The organism is Psychrobacter proteolyticus, assembly GCF_038155145.1.
Taxonomy (GTDB): Bacteria; Pseudomonadota; Gammaproteobacteria; order Pseudomonadales; family Moraxellaceae; genus Psychrobacter; species Psychrobacter proteolyticus_B.
Map to the genome: position 1 here is coordinate 131,498 of NZ_JBAKAY010000004.1, position 20,177 is coordinate 151,674.

Annotated in this window: 18 protein-coding genes; 4 read left to right on the forward strand and 14 right to left on the reverse strand. The window is 42.3% G+C overall.

Annotation, left to right across the window (positions count from 1 at the left end; genetic code table 11):
- Positions 1 to 188 precede the first annotated feature (188 nt).
- The 8 genes from V6252_RS06495 to V6252_RS06530 form a co-directional block, all read right to left on the reverse strand.
- Positions 189 to 818: a fumarylacetoacetate hydrolase family protein gene (locus V6252_RS06495; RefSeq protein ID WP_425355866.1), complete on the reverse strand. Its 630-nt coding sequence runs from the start codon at positions 816 to 818 to the stop codon at positions 189 to 191.
- 216 nt (positions 819 to 1,034) lie between these two features.
- Entirely contained in the window at positions 1,035 to 1,760 is a 726-nt protein-coding gene (locus V6252_RS06500) for an ABC transporter permease (RefSeq protein ID WP_341609802.1), read from the reverse strand.
- A gap of 12 nt (positions 1,761 to 1,772) precedes the next feature.
- The gene (locus V6252_RS06505; protein WP_057758316.1) at positions 1,773 to 2,507 is read right to left on the reverse strand and encodes an ABC transporter permease; all 735 of its coding nucleotides are present in this window, start codon (positions 2,505 to 2,507) and stop codon (positions 1,773 to 1,775) included.
- A gap of 436 nt (positions 2,508 to 2,943) precedes the next feature.
- Positions 2,944 to 3,897 (reverse strand): ABC transporter substrate-binding protein, encoded by a 954-nt coding sequence (locus V6252_RS06510; protein ID WP_341609803.1) that lies wholly within the window; start codon positions 3,895 to 3,897, stop codon positions 2,944 to 2,946.
- Positions 3,898 to 3,969: 72 nt separating this feature from the next.
- Positions 3,970 to 4,866 carry a transporter substrate-binding domain-containing protein gene (locus V6252_RS06515; protein ID WP_341609804.1) on the reverse strand — a complete coding sequence of 299 codons (897 nt, stop codon included), beginning with the start codon at positions 4,864 to 4,866 and terminating at the stop codon, positions 3,970 to 3,972.
- 152 nt (positions 4,867 to 5,018) lie between these two features.
- Positions 5,019 to 5,819, reverse strand: a complete 801-nt coding sequence (locus V6252_RS06520; RefSeq protein ID WP_179799075.1) for a transporter substrate-binding domain-containing protein — start codon at positions 5,817 to 5,819, stop codon at positions 5,019 to 5,021.
- Between the two features lie 335 nt (positions 5,820 to 6,154).
- Positions 6,155 to 6,952, reverse strand: a complete 798-nt coding sequence (locus tag V6252_RS06525) for an ABC transporter ATP-binding protein (protein WP_057758311.1) — start codon at positions 6,950 to 6,952, stop codon at positions 6,155 to 6,157.
- A 348-nt stretch (positions 6,953 to 7,300) separates the two neighbouring features.
- The gene (locus V6252_RS06530) at positions 7,301 to 7,606 is read right to left on the reverse strand and encodes a hypothetical protein (RefSeq protein WP_179799076.1); all 306 of its coding nucleotides are present in this window, start codon (positions 7,604 to 7,606) and stop codon (positions 7,301 to 7,303) included.
- A gap of 431 nt (positions 7,607 to 8,037) precedes the next feature.
- Here V6252_RS06530 and V6252_RS06535 point away from each other — a divergent pair, with 431 nt between their 5' ends.
- The 4 genes from V6252_RS06535 (at position 8,038) to gltS (ending at position 12,071) form a co-directional block, all read left to right on the forward strand.
- The gene (locus tag V6252_RS06535) at positions 8,038 to 9,339 is read left to right on the forward strand and encodes a glutamate-5-semialdehyde dehydrogenase (protein WP_134292587.1); all 1,302 of its coding nucleotides are present in this window, start codon (positions 8,038 to 8,040) and stop codon (positions 9,337 to 9,339) included.
- 121 nt (positions 9,340 to 9,460) lie between these two features.
- A complete protein-coding gene (locus V6252_RS06540) occupies positions 9,461 to 10,207 on the forward strand; it encodes a ribonuclease domain-containing protein (RefSeq protein ID WP_341609805.1) in 747 nt (248 codons plus the stop codon).
- Position 10,208: 1 nt separating this feature from the next.
- A complete protein-coding gene (locus V6252_RS06545) occupies positions 10,209 to 10,658 on the forward strand; it encodes a barstar family protein (RefSeq protein ID WP_341609806.1) in 450 nt (149 codons plus the stop codon).
- Between the two features lie 138 nt (positions 10,659 to 10,796).
- Positions 10,797 to 12,071 (forward strand): sodium/glutamate symporter, encoded by a 1,275-nt coding sequence (gene gltS, locus V6252_RS06550; protein ID WP_102078318.1) that lies wholly within the window; start codon positions 10,797 to 10,799, stop codon positions 12,069 to 12,071.
- A 115-nt stretch (positions 12,072 to 12,186) separates the two neighbouring features.
- Here gltS and V6252_RS06555 read toward each other — a convergent pair whose 3' ends face one another.
- The 6 genes from V6252_RS06555 to V6252_RS06580 form a co-directional block, all read right to left on the reverse strand.
- On the reverse strand, positions 12,187 to 13,272 hold the full coding sequence (locus V6252_RS06555) for a helix-turn-helix domain-containing protein (protein WP_341609916.1): 1,086 nt from the start codon (positions 13,270 to 13,272) through the stop codon (positions 12,187 to 12,189).
- Complete coding sequence (locus V6252_RS06560) at positions 13,250 to 13,933, reverse strand: hypothetical protein (protein ID WP_057758299.1); 684 nt, start codon at positions 13,931 to 13,933, stop codon at positions 13,250 to 13,252. Before V6252_RS06560 ends, V6252_RS06555 begins: the two co-directional genes overlap by 23 nt.
- Before the next feature lie 327 nt (positions 13,934 to 14,260).
- Positions 14,261 to 15,796: an alanine/glycine:cation symporter family protein gene (locus V6252_RS06565; RefSeq protein ID WP_341609807.1), complete on the reverse strand. Its 1,536-nt coding sequence runs from the start codon at positions 15,794 to 15,796 to the stop codon at positions 14,261 to 14,263.
- 409 nt (positions 15,797 to 16,205) lie between these two features.
- Positions 16,206 to 17,462 (reverse strand): serine hydroxymethyltransferase, encoded by a 1,257-nt coding sequence (gene glyA / locus V6252_RS06570; RefSeq protein ID WP_057758295.1) that lies wholly within the window; start codon positions 17,460 to 17,462, stop codon positions 16,206 to 16,208.
- Between the two features lie 687 nt (positions 17,463 to 18,149).
- Entirely contained in the window at positions 18,150 to 18,638 is a 489-nt protein-coding gene (locus V6252_RS06575; protein ID WP_341609808.1) for a chorismate--pyruvate lyase family protein, read from the reverse strand.
- An 80-nt stretch (positions 18,639 to 18,718) separates the two neighbouring features.
- Positions 18,719 to 20,089 (reverse strand): GNAT family N-acetyltransferase, encoded by a 1,371-nt coding sequence (locus V6252_RS06580; RefSeq protein ID WP_341609809.1) that lies wholly within the window; start codon positions 20,087 to 20,089, stop codon positions 18,719 to 18,721.
- Positions 20,090 to 20,177: the final 88 nt, after the last annotated feature.

A 20,177-nucleotide genomic window follows, 5' to 3' on the forward strand; every position in this document is an offset into this window, starting at 1 on the left:
ACAGCACGCTGAACAATAGGTGACAAACTGATGACAATCGACCGTGCTAATAATCTAGAAATAGAATAATTTGAAGATAGAATTATTTTGCAGTTAGTGAACTTAAAAAATAAATATAAAAGCTTAAAAGTAAAAACCCCAAGCAATTGCTCAGGGTTTTTAATATGCATTTGTTATTGCAATCAAGCTTACTGTACTTGTGACACCCACTCATGAGCACCCAGTTTTAGCTTAAGCTGATCGCCTGCTTGCAATACACCAACGCCGCTTGGCGTGCCAGTCATAATCACATCACCTGCTTGCAAGCTAAAGGCGTGGCTAATATTGACCAGCAATTCATAGACAGGAAATAGCATTAAGGCACTATCGCCATCTTGCGTTAATTTATCATTGATAGATAGCTGATACTGTACATTCTGCAGATTGCCAAACGCTTGTGGGTCGACCCAATCAGCAAGGACGCAAGCTCCGTCAAAACACTTAGCACGCTCCCACGGATGACCTTTTTCTTTTAGCTTGCTTTGCAAATCACGCAAGGTCAAATCCAGTCCCAATGTCACGCCACCAATCGCTTGCTGAGCTTGCTCAATTGTCGCCATAGATAAGTCAGCTGATAGCTGAATACATAGCTCGGCCTCGTAGTGAGTCTCGCCAAATAGCTCTGGACTTGGGCGAACCACATCACCACGGATAGAGACCACTGAAGACGCAGGCTTCATAAATAGTATTGGCGTGGTTGGTACTTCATTGCCCAACTCTGCAGCATGTGCCGCATAGTTGCGACCAACACAGACGACTTTACCAATAGAAGCACGCAATCTTTCATTATGATTGATAGCGCCCTGCTCGGCATTGACACCAGCTGCAATGGCGTTCGCTAATGACTCGTGTGGCGATTGGCTCATACTAAACTCTCCCTGTAAATGATGGCTATTCTATCAGCAGTTCATACTCTATTGTCTACAGTGACTTTGACGATTTTTAGTTGCTAACTGCTAACTGCTAACTGCTAACTGCTAACTGCTAACTGCTAACTATGGAATCGTATTGGTCACCACATTTGGTGGTACATAACTGGCGTGGCGGTTCATACGTTTTTCAAACATTCTAAAGCTAAACAAGATAACCCATGACAGCAATAAATAGACGATACCAGCGGCAAAGAATAGCTCCATCAAGGTATAGGTACGCGCACTAATCGTACGAGCAACACCTGTGATATCCATCAATGCAATAGTCGAAGCGAGCGCACTACCTTTTAGCATAAAGATAACTTCGTTACTGTACGCTGGAATCACAATGCCAAATGCGCGCGGCAGCGTAACGCGTGTTAGCTTTTGCCATTTTGACATACCAAGCGCATCAGCCGCTTCAAGCTCTCCAATCGGAATCGTCTGAATCGCACCGCGTATAATCTCGGCTAGATAAGCACTGGTATTCAGGGTAAAGGCAATAATGGCACACCAATATGCTTGGCTAAGCACTGGCTCCCATAAGAACGACTCGCGTACGGCCTCAAATTGACCTAAACCATAATAAATCAGGAATATCTGTACCAGCAGCGGCGTACCACGGAAAAAGAAGATATACAGGAATGGTAGTATCTGTACCACCCAATTCTTAGACAGTCGTAATAACGCCAAAACCAAACCAAACAGCAATCCAATCACACCTGAAAACAAGACCAGCTGTACGGTCAATACCGCGCCGCCTAGTAAATCAGGGATATGGTCAAAAATGACCTGCCAATTCCAATCCATAGTATCTCTCCTCTACCCTATGGTCGATTGACTGTGAGTGGATTGACGGCTTATCTTTTTGGCATAGCGTGCCGCAGGATTGGCGCGCCACTCAAGCCACATCATAAAGCCAGTAATCAACATGGTCAGACCCAAATAAATAATCGCTGCTGCCATATAAAAGGTAAACGGCTGCTGTGTAGACTGTGCCGCACGCGATGACTGATACATGATGTCCTTGAGACCCACGACCGATACCAATGCGGTATCTTTGAGCAGTACCAGAAACAAGTTACCCAGACCTGGCAAAGCAATCTGCCACACTTGCGGCAAAGTGATGCGATAAAAAGTCTGAAAAGGACGCATACCAATTGCTTGCGCAGCCTCTCGCTGCCCTACTGGAATCTCTTGAATGGACATGCGAAAAATTTCAGTCGCATACGCACCAAAAGCAATAGACAGTGCCATGACACCACCCCAAAAAGCGCTAATCTCGACATAGTCGTTATAGCCGAACTTTTTGAGGATGCTCATCAATAAAATAGAGCCGCCATAATAAATAAAGAGCACCAATAGCAGCTCAGGAATACCGCGCATCGTCGCAGTATAGACAGTCGCAAGTTTACGCAGCAACCAGATATTGGACATCTTTGCGGTTGCGCCGAGCAAGCCTAAAGCCAGACCAATGATCAAGCTGGTCACAGCTAGCTGTATGGTGACGGTAGCGCCGCTCAATAAAAGCGCGCCAAATCCTTGTAAGTCAAACACGATTATCCACTCAGTCTCTTTATATTAGCAATTTGCAAAATATGAGTTAAAAGAATCAGCATCAATAGCTGAACGCGGCGAAACACCGTATTTTATACCAAATCAATAGGGATGGTCGGCGTCAAAAAATGACGTCAGAAGAATACGATTAACGCTGCGATAATTGACACAGTAGAAATGAGCGCTGATTTTATCATATTCACTCGCCGTGATGTTAATACTGACGCGTAAAAGCTGTGCCTAAACCGTACTTAAACAGACACTTGCCTCTAGAGACATACAATCAGCCGACTAAATTTGAGCAAAATTGATAGGCGGCTATTATGTATATTCTTTGATATAACGACAAATAAAAAAGGACATCACCATGAAGGCGATATCCTTTTATTGATCAAAACAATATTTTTTGACTGCTATCTTTGACTACTGTTAGCTATTAACTAGCGTTTGCTGTCGCTGGTTGCTCGCTAATATCTGTATCTGTTTCCGCACCTGTATTTGCGCCTTCATCAACTGTACTCGTTGCAGACGCTGGTATCGCAAAGTACTTTTGATTGATCTTATCGTAAGTACCATTAGCTTTTATATTGGCAAGAGACTGATTGATCTTTGCTTGTAGCGGATCACCTGGGCGTACTGCTATCGCAAAGTTATCATTGATATCAATTTCATCACCTTTTAGCGCATATTTGCTACCAGCATTTGAGCTCAGCCATTCTATGGCAGGCAGCTTATCAGAAATCATCGCATCGACACGGTTTGAACCGAGATCCAAAAACGCATTGCTCAACGTATCATAAAGCTTCATATCGGCTTTTGGATACGTATCTTCTAGCCACTGCGATGAGATAGTTGAACGCTGTGCAGCAATAGAATGCGAGTCGATATCGCTGTTGTTGCTAGGATCAAAGCTGCTGTCTTTTTTGGCCAAAAAAACCAAGGCATTGCTAAAGTACGGATCGGTAAAGCTCACCTGCTGCGAACGCTCTGGAGTAACAGACATCGCGGCTACGATTGCATCGTACTTACCCGCTTTTAGACCAGGGATAATACCGTCCCAGTCCTGCGCCACAATTTCACAAGTAACCTGCATATCCGCACAGAGTGCATTTGCTATCTCAACATCAAAACCACCCAGTGTCCCATCGGCATTGGTATAGTTAAAAGGCGCATAGGCCCCTTCTGTACCAATGCGTAATACATCACCTGTAGAGGCTGCCGTTGTTTCGGTAGCCTCTGGATTGGTATCAGCGGCACTCTCTTGGCTATTGCTACAGCCAGCAACGGTAAAAGCCGTCGCTAGTGCAAACAATGACATAGACAGACGACTGGCTACATTAATGTTAGATTTGCCAGTCGTGGTACAGATTGGGGCACAATGGTTGCTCATGATCATCCTTGGTTTTTTCTTGAGTAAACAACACGTCTTTAAACAACAGCAGTAAAACTGCTAAATATCGTATTAGTTAGCTGGTGCTTCTTCTTCAGCGACCACTACTTCTTCGACACTATCAGTTGTTGCCACAGCTTTTTGAGCAGCAGCAGTTGAGCTAGTACCAAAATAGCTACCCGTGATTTGATCATAGGTGCCGTTGTCTTTTAGCTCAGCCAATGCCGCATTGAACTTAGCAACTAACGGATCGCCTTTACGGAAGGCAATACCCATTGCGTCGTCATTGGTGCTGATTTCTTCACCTTTGACTTCGTAGCCTTTGCCTGCATCTGTTTTTAACCAGTCGATACCCGTTACTTTGTCAGACATCATACCGCGCACACGGCCTGAGGTTAGATCTAGATAAGCATTGTCTTGCGTATCGTATAGTTTGATATCAGCATCTGCATGCTCGTCTTGTAGGTATTGCGAGGCAACAGTTGAGCGCTGTGAGGCAATTGGTAGACCTGTTAGTGACTCAACGCTTAAGTCATCACCCTTTTTGCCGATCAAGATGATACCGCTATGGAAGTAAGGGTCACTGAAATCAACCACTTCTTTACGCTCAGGCGTGATAGACATACCTGCGATAGCTGCATCAAACTTCTGTGCGTTAAGCCCTGGAATCAAACCATCCCAATCTTGAGAGATAACTTCACACTCAGCTTTCATTTGTGCACATAATGCGTCAACTAGCTCAATCTCGTAACCAATCAGCTTGCCATCTGCATCGGTATAACTAAAAGGCTTATAGCTTGATTCTGTCGCAATTTTGATATTTAAAGGCGTTTCAGTAGCGGTATCAGCTTCAGCATTTTCTGCTGGTGCTGAGCTATTGTTACAACCTGCCAGCATTAGCATTGCTGCGCTAAGCGGTGCTAGCCACAATGCTTTTTTGCTCATTGATGATGTCATTGAAATTGTCATAAGTTTTATCCCTTAATATATTTACCAGCTGTATCGTCAATCACTGCTTGCTGATTTATGCTTATAAACACCGTTTATTTGAAACATACTTGGTTTTAAGCATTACTTGTATCAAACGTTATGTGTTTTAAGCATAAATCTTCAGTGAGTCATTATTGACCAAAGTTCATCTGCTCAAGACGTGCAAGCTCACCGTTACTACGGATTTCGCTCAATGCTTTGTCAAAGTCAGCTTTGAGTGAGTCACCTTTACGTACAGCAATGGCAATATTGTCATCGTTATCAATTTCATCACCAACGATACCGAAGCCCGCTGCATTTTCTGCTAACCATGATTTGGCAGAAACTTTTTCAGCCAATACCGCATCGCTACGACCAGATTTTAGATCTAGATAGGCATTGTCATAGTTGTCATACAACTGAACTGTGTTGCCTTCTTTGCCTTCGTAGTTATCCTGTAGATAAGCACCTGGCGTAGTAGAACGTTGACCACCAAGCGTTGCATCTTTGATCGCCATAGGATCAAAACCACCATCCGTATTGGTTAGCCATACCATCGTATTGGCAAAGTATGGCTCGCTGAAATCAACTTTTTCTTGACGCTCAGCAGTAATAGACATACCTGCAATCACCGCATCATATTTTTGTGCCAATAGACCAGGGATAATACCGTCCCAATCCTGTGCAACGATTTCACACTTAGCTTGCATTTGATCACACAAGGCATTGGCAACATCGATATCAAAACCTGCCAAGCTGCCGTCAGCGTTGGTATAGTTGAATGGAGGGTAAGCGCCTTCGGTGGCGATACGAATGGTTTTACCAGTGGTTTCTGCTGCAGGGGCGTCAGCGTTGGTATCGGTAGTTTCATCGGCAGGTTGGCTACAAGCGCTCAACATCAATGCAGCAGTAACGGTCATCGATGACCACAATAGGCGAGAATTCGACATCATACGTTCCTTAAATTCTGATGGGTTTTACATAAGTTTTTGACAGGATTTTCTGACTTAGGGTTCTGATATTTTGTTCTCTGACGTCCCTGCCAGACAAGCAATATAGATAGCAGAATAACAGACAGCCACGAGACGCGACGGCCTATAAACCTTTTGATAATACCTGAGTAAAATATCAAAAACAAACGTTTTGCATACTCATAGTTATCATTGGGCAATAAACAGTCAACAATGGTTACGTTACAGTGATTTTACGTTTGGCAGGGCAAATGGTGACAAGAGTGTTGCCACCATTAATATTAGACATGATATTAGGCATGGTATTAGGTAAAAAATTAGGTAGGACGGTGTGATGCCATAAAGTCTTTAACACGCTCAGAGGTAGGGTTATCAAAGACTTGCTCAGGTGTGCCAATTTCTTCAACCACACCTTGATGTAAAAAGACGACTTTGCTTGATACTTCACGGGCAAAGCGCATTTCGTGAGTAACGATAAGCATCGTACGCCCCTCTTCCGCTAGCTCGCGCATTACCGCAAGCACTTCGTTGACTAGTTCAGGATCTAGCGCAGAGGTCGGTTCGTCAAATAGTAGAACTTGTGGCTGCATAGCAAGCGCACGAGCAATAGCGACACGCTGACGCTGACCACCAGATAAGTTGGCAGGATAAGCGTCTTTTTTGTCGAGCAGGCCGACTTTATCGAGCAGTTTTTCCGCATCGCTAATCGCTTGGTCTTTTTTAATCTTTAAGACCTGCGTTGGCCCTTCGATGATGTTTTGTAGAATTGTCTTATGCGGCCATAGGTTGAAGTTCTGAAAGACAAACCCCACACGAGCGCGCAAGCTTTCTAGCTGCTTCACGTCTGCCGCTTGTAACTCACCTGATTTGGCAGGTTTTAGCATCAGCTCTTCATTACCGATCAAGATACGGCCATGATTTGGGTTTTCTAGAAGATTAATACAACGCAGCAACGTCGACTTACCTGAGCCAGATGAGCCCAAAATAGAGATAACATCGCCATCGTAGGCAGTCAGGGATACCCCTTTTAATACCTCTAATGAGCCGTAGCTTTTATGGATGTCTTGTAAGTCTAGGGCGATAGGCCGAGTCGGGTTTTTTGCAGTATCAAGCATGGTTCAGCAGACTTCCAATAAATATGAGTGAAAACACGAATAAAATAAGAGCTATATCTATATATAGTACAAGCATCTAGATGCATTATCGTAATATGCCTGATGAGGCAAAGAGAAAAATGCCATATTGTCTCTTATTACGCAGTAAAAAGGCAAATATTGTATTTAACCAACGGGTTAATCAGCTTCTAACAAACCGCGAATACAAAAAAGCCCAGACTGCATTTATCGCTCTGGGCTTTATTTTATCACTTTAGAATACGAGACGTTGTGTTATCTGATAACTGCCTATTTATAGTATCTAGTTAGTACACTTATGATGTAGCTAATATATTCTATAATATGCGATTAATACGTCGATACATGCTCTGAGTCTTCAGTACCATCCATCATATCCGCATCTTCTGCTGTCGCCACTGCCACATCATCGTTATTGGTAACGTCCATACCTTCATCATCGGCACTAGCCACGGCCACATCATCATTGTCGCTCGCTGTTGCACTTTCTTCTACAGAGGTTTGAGCGTCTACAGTAGTATCAGCTTCAGTCTCCATCGGTGTGTCGTCTTTTTTGCTACAAGCGCCTAATGCTAGAGCACCTGCTACCAAACCAACCGTTAACCAATTTTTATAAGTTGTATTTTTCGTAGCCATGTTCGTTCTCCATCACTCATCATAATAAGATTAAGTACTATCTACTGATAGCCTTGCTGTTTTAATGCTTACTATACTGAGGATATCTCGCAGCTACCTTAGTATTTACAGCGCAATTCTGTTAAAAACACGTAAAGATATAGTGTAGTACTGATAACGCGGTTATTTTAAATAAACACCGCTTAGCATGAACAATATTACTTTGAATAAGCCCTTACAAGAGCGTTGCAAAGCGGATTCTGTTCACAAAATCATCTTTACTATCGTCTCAATCTGCTCTATGTTAAATAGCATAATGACCTATCACTATTTGAGTAGGCATTCAAAACTTCTTTTTTTGCGACATTTTTCGCCTTTTTAGGTACTTTTACCTATATAAAATTGGGCGCTTTTAGTTATAAAAAACCTGTATTACATAAGGAAAATAATTTATGAGTCAATCAAATACTACGGATATTACGACCTATATGCAGTCTGTCGGCAAGCAAGCACGAGCTGCTTCTCGCGCACTCGCTGCTGCCAACACTGGCGATAAAAATTCAGCACTCTTGGCCATTCATGATGAGCTGGTCAATGCCAAACAAGACATATTGGCAGCTAATAAAATCGATATGGATAACGGTCAAAAAAACAATCTTGATAGCGCACTCCTCGATCGCTTGGAGCTAAACGAAGCACGTTTTAACGGTATGCTACAAGGTCTTAAAGACGTCGCTGGCCTTCCTGACCCAATCGGTGAAGTCACTGACATGACATATCAGCCATCGGGTATTCATTTGGGCAAAATGCGAGTACCACTTGGTGTGGTTGGTATGATTTATGAGTCGCGTCCTAACGTAACATTAGAGGCTGCCTCACTGGCACTCAAATCAGGCAATGCCATTATTTTGCGCGGTGGTTCTGAAGCATTTGAATCTAACCAAGCGATTGCTAAATGCATCATCAAAGGTCTTAGCCATACTGATCTATCAGAACATAGCGTGCAAGTGCTACAGACGACCGATCGTGCAGCCGTTGGTGAGCTGATTACCATGACTGAATACGTCGATGTCATCGTCCCACGTGGTGGTAAAGGTCTGATTGCGCGTATCAGTAACGATGCAAAAGTACCTGTAATTAAGCATTTAGACGGTAACTGCCATACCTTTATCGATAGTGATGCAGATCCTGAGATTGCGATTAAAGTCAGTGTCAATGCCAAAACACATCGCTACGGCACTTGTAATACAATGGAGACGCTACTGGTCGATGAAGCAGTCGCTAATGAGCTATTACCTAAAATAGCAGAAGCCATCGTCGCGGCTGATGACGCAATGCAACTACGCCTTGATGACAAATCACAAGCTATCCTAAATGAAAATGCTAAGCTTAAAGGTCATCTATCAGCGGCCACCTCTGAAGATTGGGATACCGAATATCTAGCTCCTATCCTAGCGGTAAAAGTGGTCGCAGGTATTGATGAAGCGATTGAACATATCAATACGCACGGCAGCCATCATACCGATGTTATCATCACTGATAACTATACCAAATCGCAACGCTTCATCCGTGAAGTTGACTCGGCCAGCGTGATGATTAACGCCTCTAGCCGTTTTGCTGATGGTTTCGAATACGGTCTCGGTGCTGAAATTGGTATTTCAACGGACAAAATCCATGCACGCGGCCCTGTCGGTCTCGAAGGTCTGACTTCGCAAAAATGGATCGTTTATGGGCATGGCGAAACCCGTGCTTAATCATACTAGCATCGACTATCGAAACGAGTAATCAGAAACGTCAGCAATTATGCTGGCGTTTCTTCGTTTAAATCACAAGTATTTTAGTTAAGGTATTTAAATTATAGGGAGCGGTACGACCATGCAAAGTGGCAAGATTAAGCACTGGAACGAAGATAAAGGCTATGGCTTTATCGATGTAGATAATCAAAGTGAAGATGTGTTCTTTCATATTAGCAAAGCAAGACTGGCGAAGCCTATAACGGTTGGTCAAAGTGTCTACTTTAACAGTGCCCGTAACGACAAAAATCAATTAAGAGCCACTGAAGTGACCTCGTCTTCGTTGAGCCTTGACCAAGATACTGCATCAGATGTTCCAAGCTATACACCTGCTAATACTAATAGCCATCACAGCATTCGTAACTCAAATCGTAGCAGTCACAATAGCAGACCCAATAAAAGAAGCTTAGGCTCTACGTTATTTAGCCTTATCGCTATCATCGCCGTCGCTTTCTATTTCTTTGGCGATTTAAATTCGACATTGCTTGCTGATAGCATCGAGTCGACAACGGTGTCGCAAGACGTCACTAATAATACGAACCAAGTCGCCACTGCTGGTATAACAGGTGACGCACAGGTCGATAATACGATTGCGCTTATTCAGCAAGGCGGCCCGTTTCCATATCCAAATAAAGATGGCACGACGTTTTATAACCGTGAAGGCAGACTACCCACCCAGTCACAAGGTTACTATCGCGAATATACCGTGCCCACCCCTGGTGTCTCTCATCGCGGCGCACGGCGTATCGTCACAGGTGGTAACCCGCCTACTGTCTATTATTTAACTGTCGATCACTATGATAGCTTCCAAAGACTACAGGTGCCTTAATATGAAACGAGCTGATATGAAACAAGCGAATACGGACAAAGCCGATATGAATCGAGAAAGTATAAACCAAGCCATTCATTACGTGAATCAAAGCCACGTGAATCAAGACCACATTAACCAAAACGGTACAGCACTGGGTACTAGCATTCCTGCGCAGGCTGTTACTATAGCCGTAGGTGACACGCTCGAAAAAACTGAGCTATTGACGAGTTTGGCCAAGGCCTGTGACTTTCCTAGTTATTTTTCACACAACTGGGACAGTGCATGGGATTGTCTAACAGACAGTGAAGCAATTCATTTAAGGCTTGATTTGACAGACGTCAGAAGGATAAACACTGAAGACTTCAATGTCTTTAAAAGCATCATTGAGGATGCCTTTAGAGAATTTGGCAAACCACAATTGTGGGTCATCGTGCCATCTGAGGATGAAGCTTATGCGTTAGAAAATTAGTCATTAAAAGCCTATATATTGCAAGCTTGACCGCCGATAGTCACCGATAATTATTCGTCATCATAGAAACCTGAATTCGAGATAAAGCCATATTTATCCCGAATTCAGGTTAATTTATTTTATAGAAAGGATTAACCTATGGAGATTACCTTAAACGGTTATTACACCCTGATATTGGCCACCTTAGTGCTGCTGCTTGGGCGGTTTTTGGTGCGGAGGGTCAAGTTTTTAGAGGACTTTAATATTCCAGAACCGGTTGCTGGTGGTTTGGTCGCGGCGATTGTTGTCTATGCTCTCAATATGGTTTGGGGATATAGTTTCAACTTTCATCAAGGACTACAGACCGCCACCATGTTGATGTTCTTTGCCTCCATCGGTCTGAGCGCTGATTTTAGTCGACTAAAAGCAGGCGGCACACCATTACTAATTTTTACTATCGTTGTTTCAGTGTTTATTGTATTGCAGGACGTCGTCGGTGTGGCCATGGCAAGTGCATTGGGACTTGATCCTTTGCTCGGTCTAGTGACAGGTTCTATCGCTCTAACTGGTGGTCATGGTACAGCAGGCGCTTGGGGCATTACGCTAGAACAAGACTACGGCGTGGTCGGTGCGACTACACTTGGTATCGCGGTTGCTACTTATGGTTTGGTCGCGGGTGGTATTGTTGGCGGTCCTGTTGCCCGCCGCTTGATTAATCGACTTGGCCTAAAACCAACGCCAGCTAACCCTGATCCTAGCGATATCGAAAAAGTTGCTGGTGCACAGTCGTTATATAGCACCAAACACGATGAGGAGTCTGCAGGTAGTAATAAAGATATCTTTGAAAGACCTGATAGCATGCGCTTTATCACCGCTTCTTCTACTATCGAAACCTTGGCACTATTCGCAGGCGCTTTGGCTTTTGCCGATGTGATGGCCATAGTCGCTGAAGGTACATGGTTTGAGCTGCCTACTTTCGTATGGGCACTGGCAGGCGGCGTCATCATTCGCAATGTGCTGACGATGGTCTTTAATTTTGATATGTTTGACCGCTCAATTGATGTACTTGGTAATGCGTCTTTAAGCCTATTTTTAGCGATGGCATTGTTGTCTTTAAAACTTTGGCAGCTGACCGATTTGGCAGGCCCTGTACTAATTATATTGGTTGTACAGACAATCATTATGATTATCTACGTTTACCTGATTACCTTTAAAATTATGGGTAAAGACTATGACGCAGCTGTATTATCAGCAGGTCATTGTGGTTTTGGTATGGGTGCGACACCGACAGCGATTGCCAATATGCAGGCAGTTACTGATCGCTATCTACCTTCACCTAAAGCATTCCTAATCGTGCCAATGGTAGGTGCGTTCTTTGTTGATATCGTCAATGCCACGATACTACAGATATTTACGAAGTTGCCGTTTATGTAGGCTACTTAGTAGAAAGTTAGACTGATTTAATGTGAATAAACCCCGATTATATTTTTATAATCGGGGCTTTTATTGTGTAAAATGATGATAATGCTAATTAGAATTTATTCTTATATTAATGCTCTATAAGAACTGGCATAAACATTAGATTAGTTACTTCATCTAGAGGTAGTTTCAATTCTTTAGCGAAGGATTTCACGCCTAAGCCCTCCTTAGCTAACACCGGCATTATCTTTTCAAAAATTAAAGATTTCTCTCTAGGAATAGGCTGAGGTTCTTGCTTTCTATACCCTCTTATTGAAGCTTCTTCCATAAGTTTTCTATACTGCCATTCTGTAATAAGATTAACTTTATGTAGTCTAAATATTAAGCTAACAGCGGAGACTGACCACCTACTTTTTATTTCAATGATGTCCTCTATAGTTATATAGTTAGGAATAGCATTTGCAACACTTGCCTTTGGCATCAAGAATGCAGAAGCAAAATTATCAGCTTCCTGTTCAGCAACTCGACTAGGAGATAATGAAACGTCAATAGAGTCATCGAAAGGTGAAGCATGCTTGTGCAGTAGTAAATGTCCTAATTCGTGGGCAGCGTCAAACCGACTACGTTCTGCTGACTTTCTATTATTAAGGAAAATAAATGGCAAGCCATCTTTCCAAAAAGAAAAAGCATCCACATCTAGAGTATTTTCTGACAATGAAAAAACACGAACACCTTTTGATTCTAATAGATGTATCAAATTACCTATCTTCTTACTTCCAAGCGCCCAATGCTCTCTAATTGTCTCTGCTGCTACCTCAGGATCACAACCTCTTAAATCTATAAAATCTTGTTTAGGAAGTTCAAAATTGTCTTGTATGTAATTATTGACGATGAGACTAAGTCGTCCAGCAGATATAGCAGCATCTCTTTGTGCAGCTGTCATTTTACTTAATGCACGAAATGAAACTGTCTCAGTAGATATTTCATCAATATCATCTTCAAAGAAGAACTGTGCAGGATAACTAAGAACTTGCGATATTTTCTTCAAAGACTCACTAGAAGGCGGGTTGTTGATACCATCTTTCTCGTATTTAGATATCGTTTTTGAAGACAACCCTGTTTGCTCAGCAAGTCTCCTATATGTCATCTTGCGTCTTAGTCTTGCAATTTTAAATCTATCAGGATTGAACTCTTTATCCACTCTTTCTAGGCACATCAAAATCAATCCCTACAGTTGAGTCTTCTTCACTCGTTACGGATGTAAATTTAGGCTTATTCGAAATGTCAATAGGTGACAAAATAATTCGCTTTTTATAGCCAGAAATAATTCTATTCTCTATCTTTGTAGGCAGTAATAGCTCAAATCTAATTTCTTCCTTCCTCTCGTCAATATGAAAAAGAAGTAACCACGTTTGATTTGGATCAGTAGATTCTTCAGTAATAGAGTTTGCGTCAAATAAGTCATCACAAGAAGTGAATAAATCTAAATTATCACTCATCAGAACGTTATAGCCCGAACCTTTTTGATTTTTAGGTTTTGGCTCTTTATCTTTAATACCAGTATTCTTATTGCCTGAATTAACAATAATTGTAATTTTTCTAAGTGGGCTTTTAATACCTTCAATACCATTACTCTCGAAAGGCACTCCCCAACTATGTTCTAACGCCTTTAGCCTTAATTCTTTCACAGCATAATTCCAAGCATTGTACCCTGCTGCTGATTTTGTGGAAAAACTATTGTCTTCACGTTGGTAAGCTCTAAATGCTGCATCTACTGCCTTCTCAAACACTTCATAAGGAAGACCAATTTTTTTGAAATCACTATCATCCTTAGGTTCATTTGACTGGGTGATATGTTCAACTTTATAAGCGTGCATTTTTCTTCCTTTATCAATACTAGTTCCACTATTTTAACCTCAAATGAGGGAGAAAAACAAGAACTAACTACTTTTTAAGTGTGTATGTATGCAACCACTAAATACAAAGTATATATTTGAAATTTTGTACGTAAGCACTAAAAAACCACCTAACAAAAGCTAAGCGGTTTTCTTGTATAAACAGGCAACTCTTTACAGATTGCTTCTATCTAAAACTTAATAGCTATTTAGTAAATAACAAATAACAGCCATCGAAAAGCCCGCCAAGACTCATCTTGGCGGGCTTTTTTAATTATCAAGTTATAATAGAGTGTTCAATCAAACCTATTATTTATACTTTTTAATTTCACCACTTTTCACACGAGCTATGAAAGAATTAACCTCTCTTTTCACAATTGGCATCAAGAAGTACAGACCGATGATGTTAAAGATTGCCATAGCGAACAGAGCTGCATCTGAGAAGTCGATAACAAAGCTAAACTGTACGATGGTACCGATAACAACGAAGATTAAGAAGATAAGTTTGTATATCATCTCGCCGCCTTTACCTTCACCAAAGAGGTAAGTCCAAGCTTTTAGACCATAGTATGACCATGAAATCATCGTTGAGAAAGCAAACAACAATACCGCGACAGCTAGGAAATACTGGAAGATAGGCGCCGTTTCCATAAAGGCCGCTCGGGTTAGATCCACACCAGTAAGCGCTTGGGTTTGTAAGTTTGCGGCAGTATTTACCCCAGAGATAGTAATAACAAGCGCCGTCATCGTACAGATAACAACCGTATCAATGAAAGGCTCTAATAGCGCTACTAGACCTTCAGTAGCAGGCTCTTTGGTTTTTACTGCTGAGTGAGCAATAGCAGCTGAACCAACACCTGCTTCGTTAGAGAAAGTTGCACGTTTTAAACCTTGAATCAACGCGCCAATAAAGCCACCAGCCACACCAGCACCAGTGAAGGCACCCGAGAAAATCTCGCCAAATGCAGCGCCGATATGATTAAAGTTAGCAATTAGTACGATTACCGCCATAGTAATGTATAACAAAGCCATAAAAGGTACGACTTTTTCGGTAACGGTTGCGATGCGCGGCATACCACCAATGATAACCATACCGACTAAAAATGCTAAGCCAATACCAAAGAATACACTGTAATCCGTTGGAATGCTAAAAGTAGAGCTCATGACTGCAAAGGCTTGGTTACCTTGGAACATGTTACCGGCACCAAAGGTCGCCAATATACACATGAGTGCAAAACCAACAGCCAAAAACTTACCTAATCCGCCCATACCACGTTCAGCCATACCGCGGCTTAGGTAGTACATAGGGCCACCTGATACAACGCCAGATGGTAGTACCGTACGATATTTGACACCTAACGTACATTCTACAAACTTGGTCGCCATACCGAATAGGCCGACCATAATCATCCAAAAGGTAGCGCCAGGTCCCCCAATAGCAAGTGCTGCACCAACACCTGCGATATTACCAAGACCAACGGTACCTGATAAGGCAGTAGCTAAGGCTTGAAAGTGGCTGACCTCGCCTTCTTCTTTGTTGGCCGGATTGGGATCGGTATATTTGCCTCTGACAATATCTAGAGACAAGCCTATTTGGCGAAATTGAATAAATCCAAAGTAAAAAGTGAATACGAGTGCGGCAACTAATAACCAACCCACAATGAGCGGGAAGCTGACGTCTCCAAGAGGTACTGAAAAGAAAATGAGGTCGACGAACCAGCCAAATATATTGGCCATAAAGCCATCGAGACCTGCTCCAAATGCTGCTAAACCTGATTGTTCTGCTGCTTGCGCAAGAGTCGTGCTGAGTAATAGCATCGTTGCGACTAAAGATTGTTTTTTCATGTAAATCCCTCTATTGAAAATAATATTTATATAATTATTCAATCAATTACAGCGATACTAATACAAAGTGTAACTATTTATTATAATTTGTATTAGTATTATTACTAAATGTCCAATACTGACTATATACTAATATTTTTGTATAAACAAAGAGATTTACACATTTTTCTTAATTAAACATCAACTTAGCTCCTCAAAACTAATACCAAAACTTAGTCAAGCTCACTACACTTATCGAAAAATGTCGGTAATAATCTTCAGTTTAAATAACAGACTTAAATATAATTAAAAGAGCTAAATAGCAATCCCAATATAGGTTTGCGTTAAATGCTCTAATATTTATAAAGAGCAATAACAAAAAAACCGCTAAGCAAAAGCTTAGCGGTTCTTTTTATTACCATTCTAAAGTTTACTGATTTTTAGCATAGACTGGTAATTCTGCACAAATCGCTTCTACTTTAGCGCGTACTTCAGTAGCAACCGCCTCATCACCGCGGCTGTCTAGTACGTCACAGATCCAACCTGCCAACTCGCCCGCTTGTGCTTCGTTGAAACCGCGAGTAGTAATCGCTGGCGTACCGATACGGATACCAGAAGTCACGAATGGTGATTTTGGATCGTTTGGTACAGCATTTTTGTTGACAGTGATGTGTGCTTCACCAAGCCATTTGTCCGCTTCTTTACCCGTCATTTCTTGCTTAACGAGGCTGATCAGCATTAGATGGTTTTCAGTACCGCCAGAGATGACTTCATAGCCGCGCTCTTGAACCACTTTTGCCATAGCTTGAGCGTTTTTCACTACTTGCTGCTGATAGGTTTTAAAGTTATCTTCTAACGCTTCTTTAAAGCAAACCGCTTTTGCTGCGATGACATGCATCAACGGGCCACCTTGGTTGCCTGGGAATACGGCTGAGTTTAGCTTTTTAGCCAGTACTTCATCACGTGCCAAAATCATACCTGAGCGTGGGCCACGTAGAGTTTTGTGCGTCGTCGTTGTAACTACATCAGCGAAAGGTACTGGGTTTGGATAAACACCGCCAGCAACTAGACCAGCAACGTGAGCCATATCGACCAATAGATACGCGCCTACTTCGTCCGCGATGTCACGGAAACGCTGCCAATCAACTACTTGTGAGTATGCTGAGAAACCCGCAATGATCATTTTTGGCTTATGCTCACGCGCCAAGCTCTCTACTTGGTCATAATCAATAAGGCCAGTGCCATCTACTAATCCGTACTGTACGGCATTGTAGTTCAAACCTGAGAAGTTGATATGTGCGCCATGCGTCAAGTGACCACCAGCGTCTAAGCTCATGCCTAGTACAGTGTCATTTGCCTCTAACAATGCTAAAAATACGGCTGAGTTTGCTTGGCTACCAGAATGTGGCTGAACGTTCACATACTCTGCACCGAACAACTCTTTAGCACGGTCAATAGCCAATTGCTCAACCACATCTACATGCTCACAACCACCATAGTAACGCTTGCCAGGATAGCCTTCTGCGTATTTATTGGTAAGGTCAGTACCTTGTGCTTCCATCACTGCTTGTGAGCAGTAGTTTTCAGAGGCGATAAGCTCGATGTGGTTTTCTTGACGAACGCTTTCTGCGGCCATCGCTTCAGCAAGTACTGGATCAAAATCTTTGATAGAAATATCTTTAAACATAGTGATGTCCTAAGTAGTGACTGTCATTAAAAAACGTCATTGAAAAGAAGCTTATAGCCTGCCCACAATAAAACAACTACTGCGTCAACGTCGCTGAAGTACGCTTGATACCTCTGCACGCTGTTTTTCTGCAGTCTGTTTTATGGTACGACCATTATTGTGAATGGAGTCTATTAGCAAAGATTGAAATAAGAATAAATACAGGCGACTGACCTGTTATTAACTTGACTGATTCGTCAATAAAATCGATGTACATTTGCATCGATATCATCACGAAAGATTAAGTGTAACATGAAAATTTGTGCTGTGAGCGCAAAAAAACCTCACCTTAGGATGAGCGAATTAAATGACTATATAACACAGATAAATAGCCAATAAAATAAAGGATTTACCCGCTGAACTTTTTCCCTTGCCCACCCTTTTATGCTGTTTTAGGCATAAAATATTTTTAAGCGTGGCTAGATATAGTCAATTTAATATAATTTTGATACAAGGAAACCGAGTGCAAGTTATACATTAGTATGCTTAGCGAGGATGACGATGTAGCGGATTTATATAGACTTGACTATATAGTCGATTCAATTTAAAAGTAGTACAAAGCAGCCGAATGTAGATGTATATCAAATACCTTAAGCGAGGTTAACCCAGTAATACTTTTATAGTGGAGTGACTATTATAGTGAAGTGATTATAAGAACGCCGGTAGGAACGTTTCACTGATCATTATCTTACGACCATGCCAGTCATAACACGTTTGTCGTTGCCAACCGTTACTCGTATGACTGATAAAACGCTCATTTGGCAAGGTACGGCGACGCTTAAATAAAACGTAACCGATAGGTGTGTTTTTCAGATGCTGAAGACGACGCGACTGACCTTTTAAACTGTTTAAAGGAAAGATGCTCTGTGCTTGCACCCATGGCATTTCATCATTGCCATATAGCTGCACTTCCCGTATCCATGCCAGCATTGGACGATTTAGCATCATGCCTCGTACACCCAGTTGCTTTTTTTGACCTAAAGTTAGCGAACGATAGCCCTCAAAGCTGCGTTTTACACGCAGCGGCTGCCCTGCCTTCTCTTCTAATATCGCAGTGAGAGAGCCTTCAGCATTGAGCCAAGGCAAGAGGTCAGTAGGAGGTAGGTCATTGGTAGAACTAAAAGAATTGCTGGTCATAGTTTATGGCTAGTATTTTTTATAGGATGTTTGATAGTTAAAAGGTGCTTGCAAATAAAAGCAGATTTATTCACAGCTGATTACCGTGATGAAGCACTGCCATCAAATTCAGGCATATTGTCAGCATTAAAAGGCAAAGCTTCAAAGGCCTGCTGACGATACTGCGCCATATGCAACCGATCTCTAGCACAAAAATCGCCAATCGCTGGTACAAAACGCGGATCATAGATACGATGGATGGAATGTGTCGTCGTTGGAATAAAGCCACGTACCAGCTTATGCTCGCCTTGCGTACCTGGATCAAAAGACATCAACCCTTGCTCGATAGCAAACTCGATACCTTGGTAATAGCATAGCTCAAAATGCAAGCTGTCATACTCACCTAGCGCACCCCAGTAACGACCATATAAGGTGGCATTATTATCAACACTACCATAAGCCTTGTCACTATCAGGTCTGTCATACAAGAACAAACTACTCGCGATAATCTCACCACTGGCGTCGAGTGCTTGCGCAAGCATTATATGCTCAGGCATGCTCGCTGCCAACGCCATAAAAAAATCTATCGTCAAATAAGGCTGCTGTCCGCGTACTGCATAGGTCATCACATAACAGTGATAAAAAGCCTTCCAGTCAGCATCGCTAATAGCATCTCCGCACTTGCGCTGGCAACTAATGCCTTGCTCGGCAACTTTACGGCGCTCAGCCCGAATGGTTTTACGCTTTTTGGCTTTTAAGGTCATCAAAAACGCATCAAAATCTGCAAATGGCTTACTGTCATTAAGTAAGTCTTTGTTTTGCCATAAGAACTGGCAACCTTGACGCTCAAATATCGGTAGCTCAATAACAGCTGACTCTACGCCGCTTTCTTGAGCCGCTATGGCAAGCTCTACATCAATTTCAGTTGGTATAGATGCGGTGGCGATAGAGGCAAGCTCTGGTGTCACAAATAGTCCATGCCAGCTGGAAGCACCCACTTGTTGAGCGATATCATCGATACCTGCGATGGCTATTTTGAGGATATCCTCATTCAAAGTTTCACCTTTTGCCAACCAAATCCTTTGGCCAGTAATCGGTGTATATGGTGCGCTAGTGACCAATCGCGGATAGTAATCAACACCATAGCGCGCATAAGCTTCAGCCCATGCATGATCAAATACAAACTCACCGCGATGATGACCTTTTATAAATACTGGCATGACAGCCACAGGCTGCAATGTGTTTTCTGCCGCGCTATCTACTAAGGTATCGGTGTTACCTTCACTATCGGCATAGTCTGTGACACGATGTACCAAAATAAATATTGGTAGCCAACCTGCCTGCTCACCTATCGCACCCGTGTCTGCCAGTGCTTGCCAAAAAGCAAAAGACATAAAGGGCGTATCTGGTATTTGCCAGTCTGCTTGGCTCTGCCAACTGGTATCATTAATCAGCGCATACTCTAAACTCATATTCACCGTCACTATTATAATCGCGATATATTTATCGATAACCAATCTATTGATGACCTAGACTAGCAAATTTTTACGTCATTGCTGT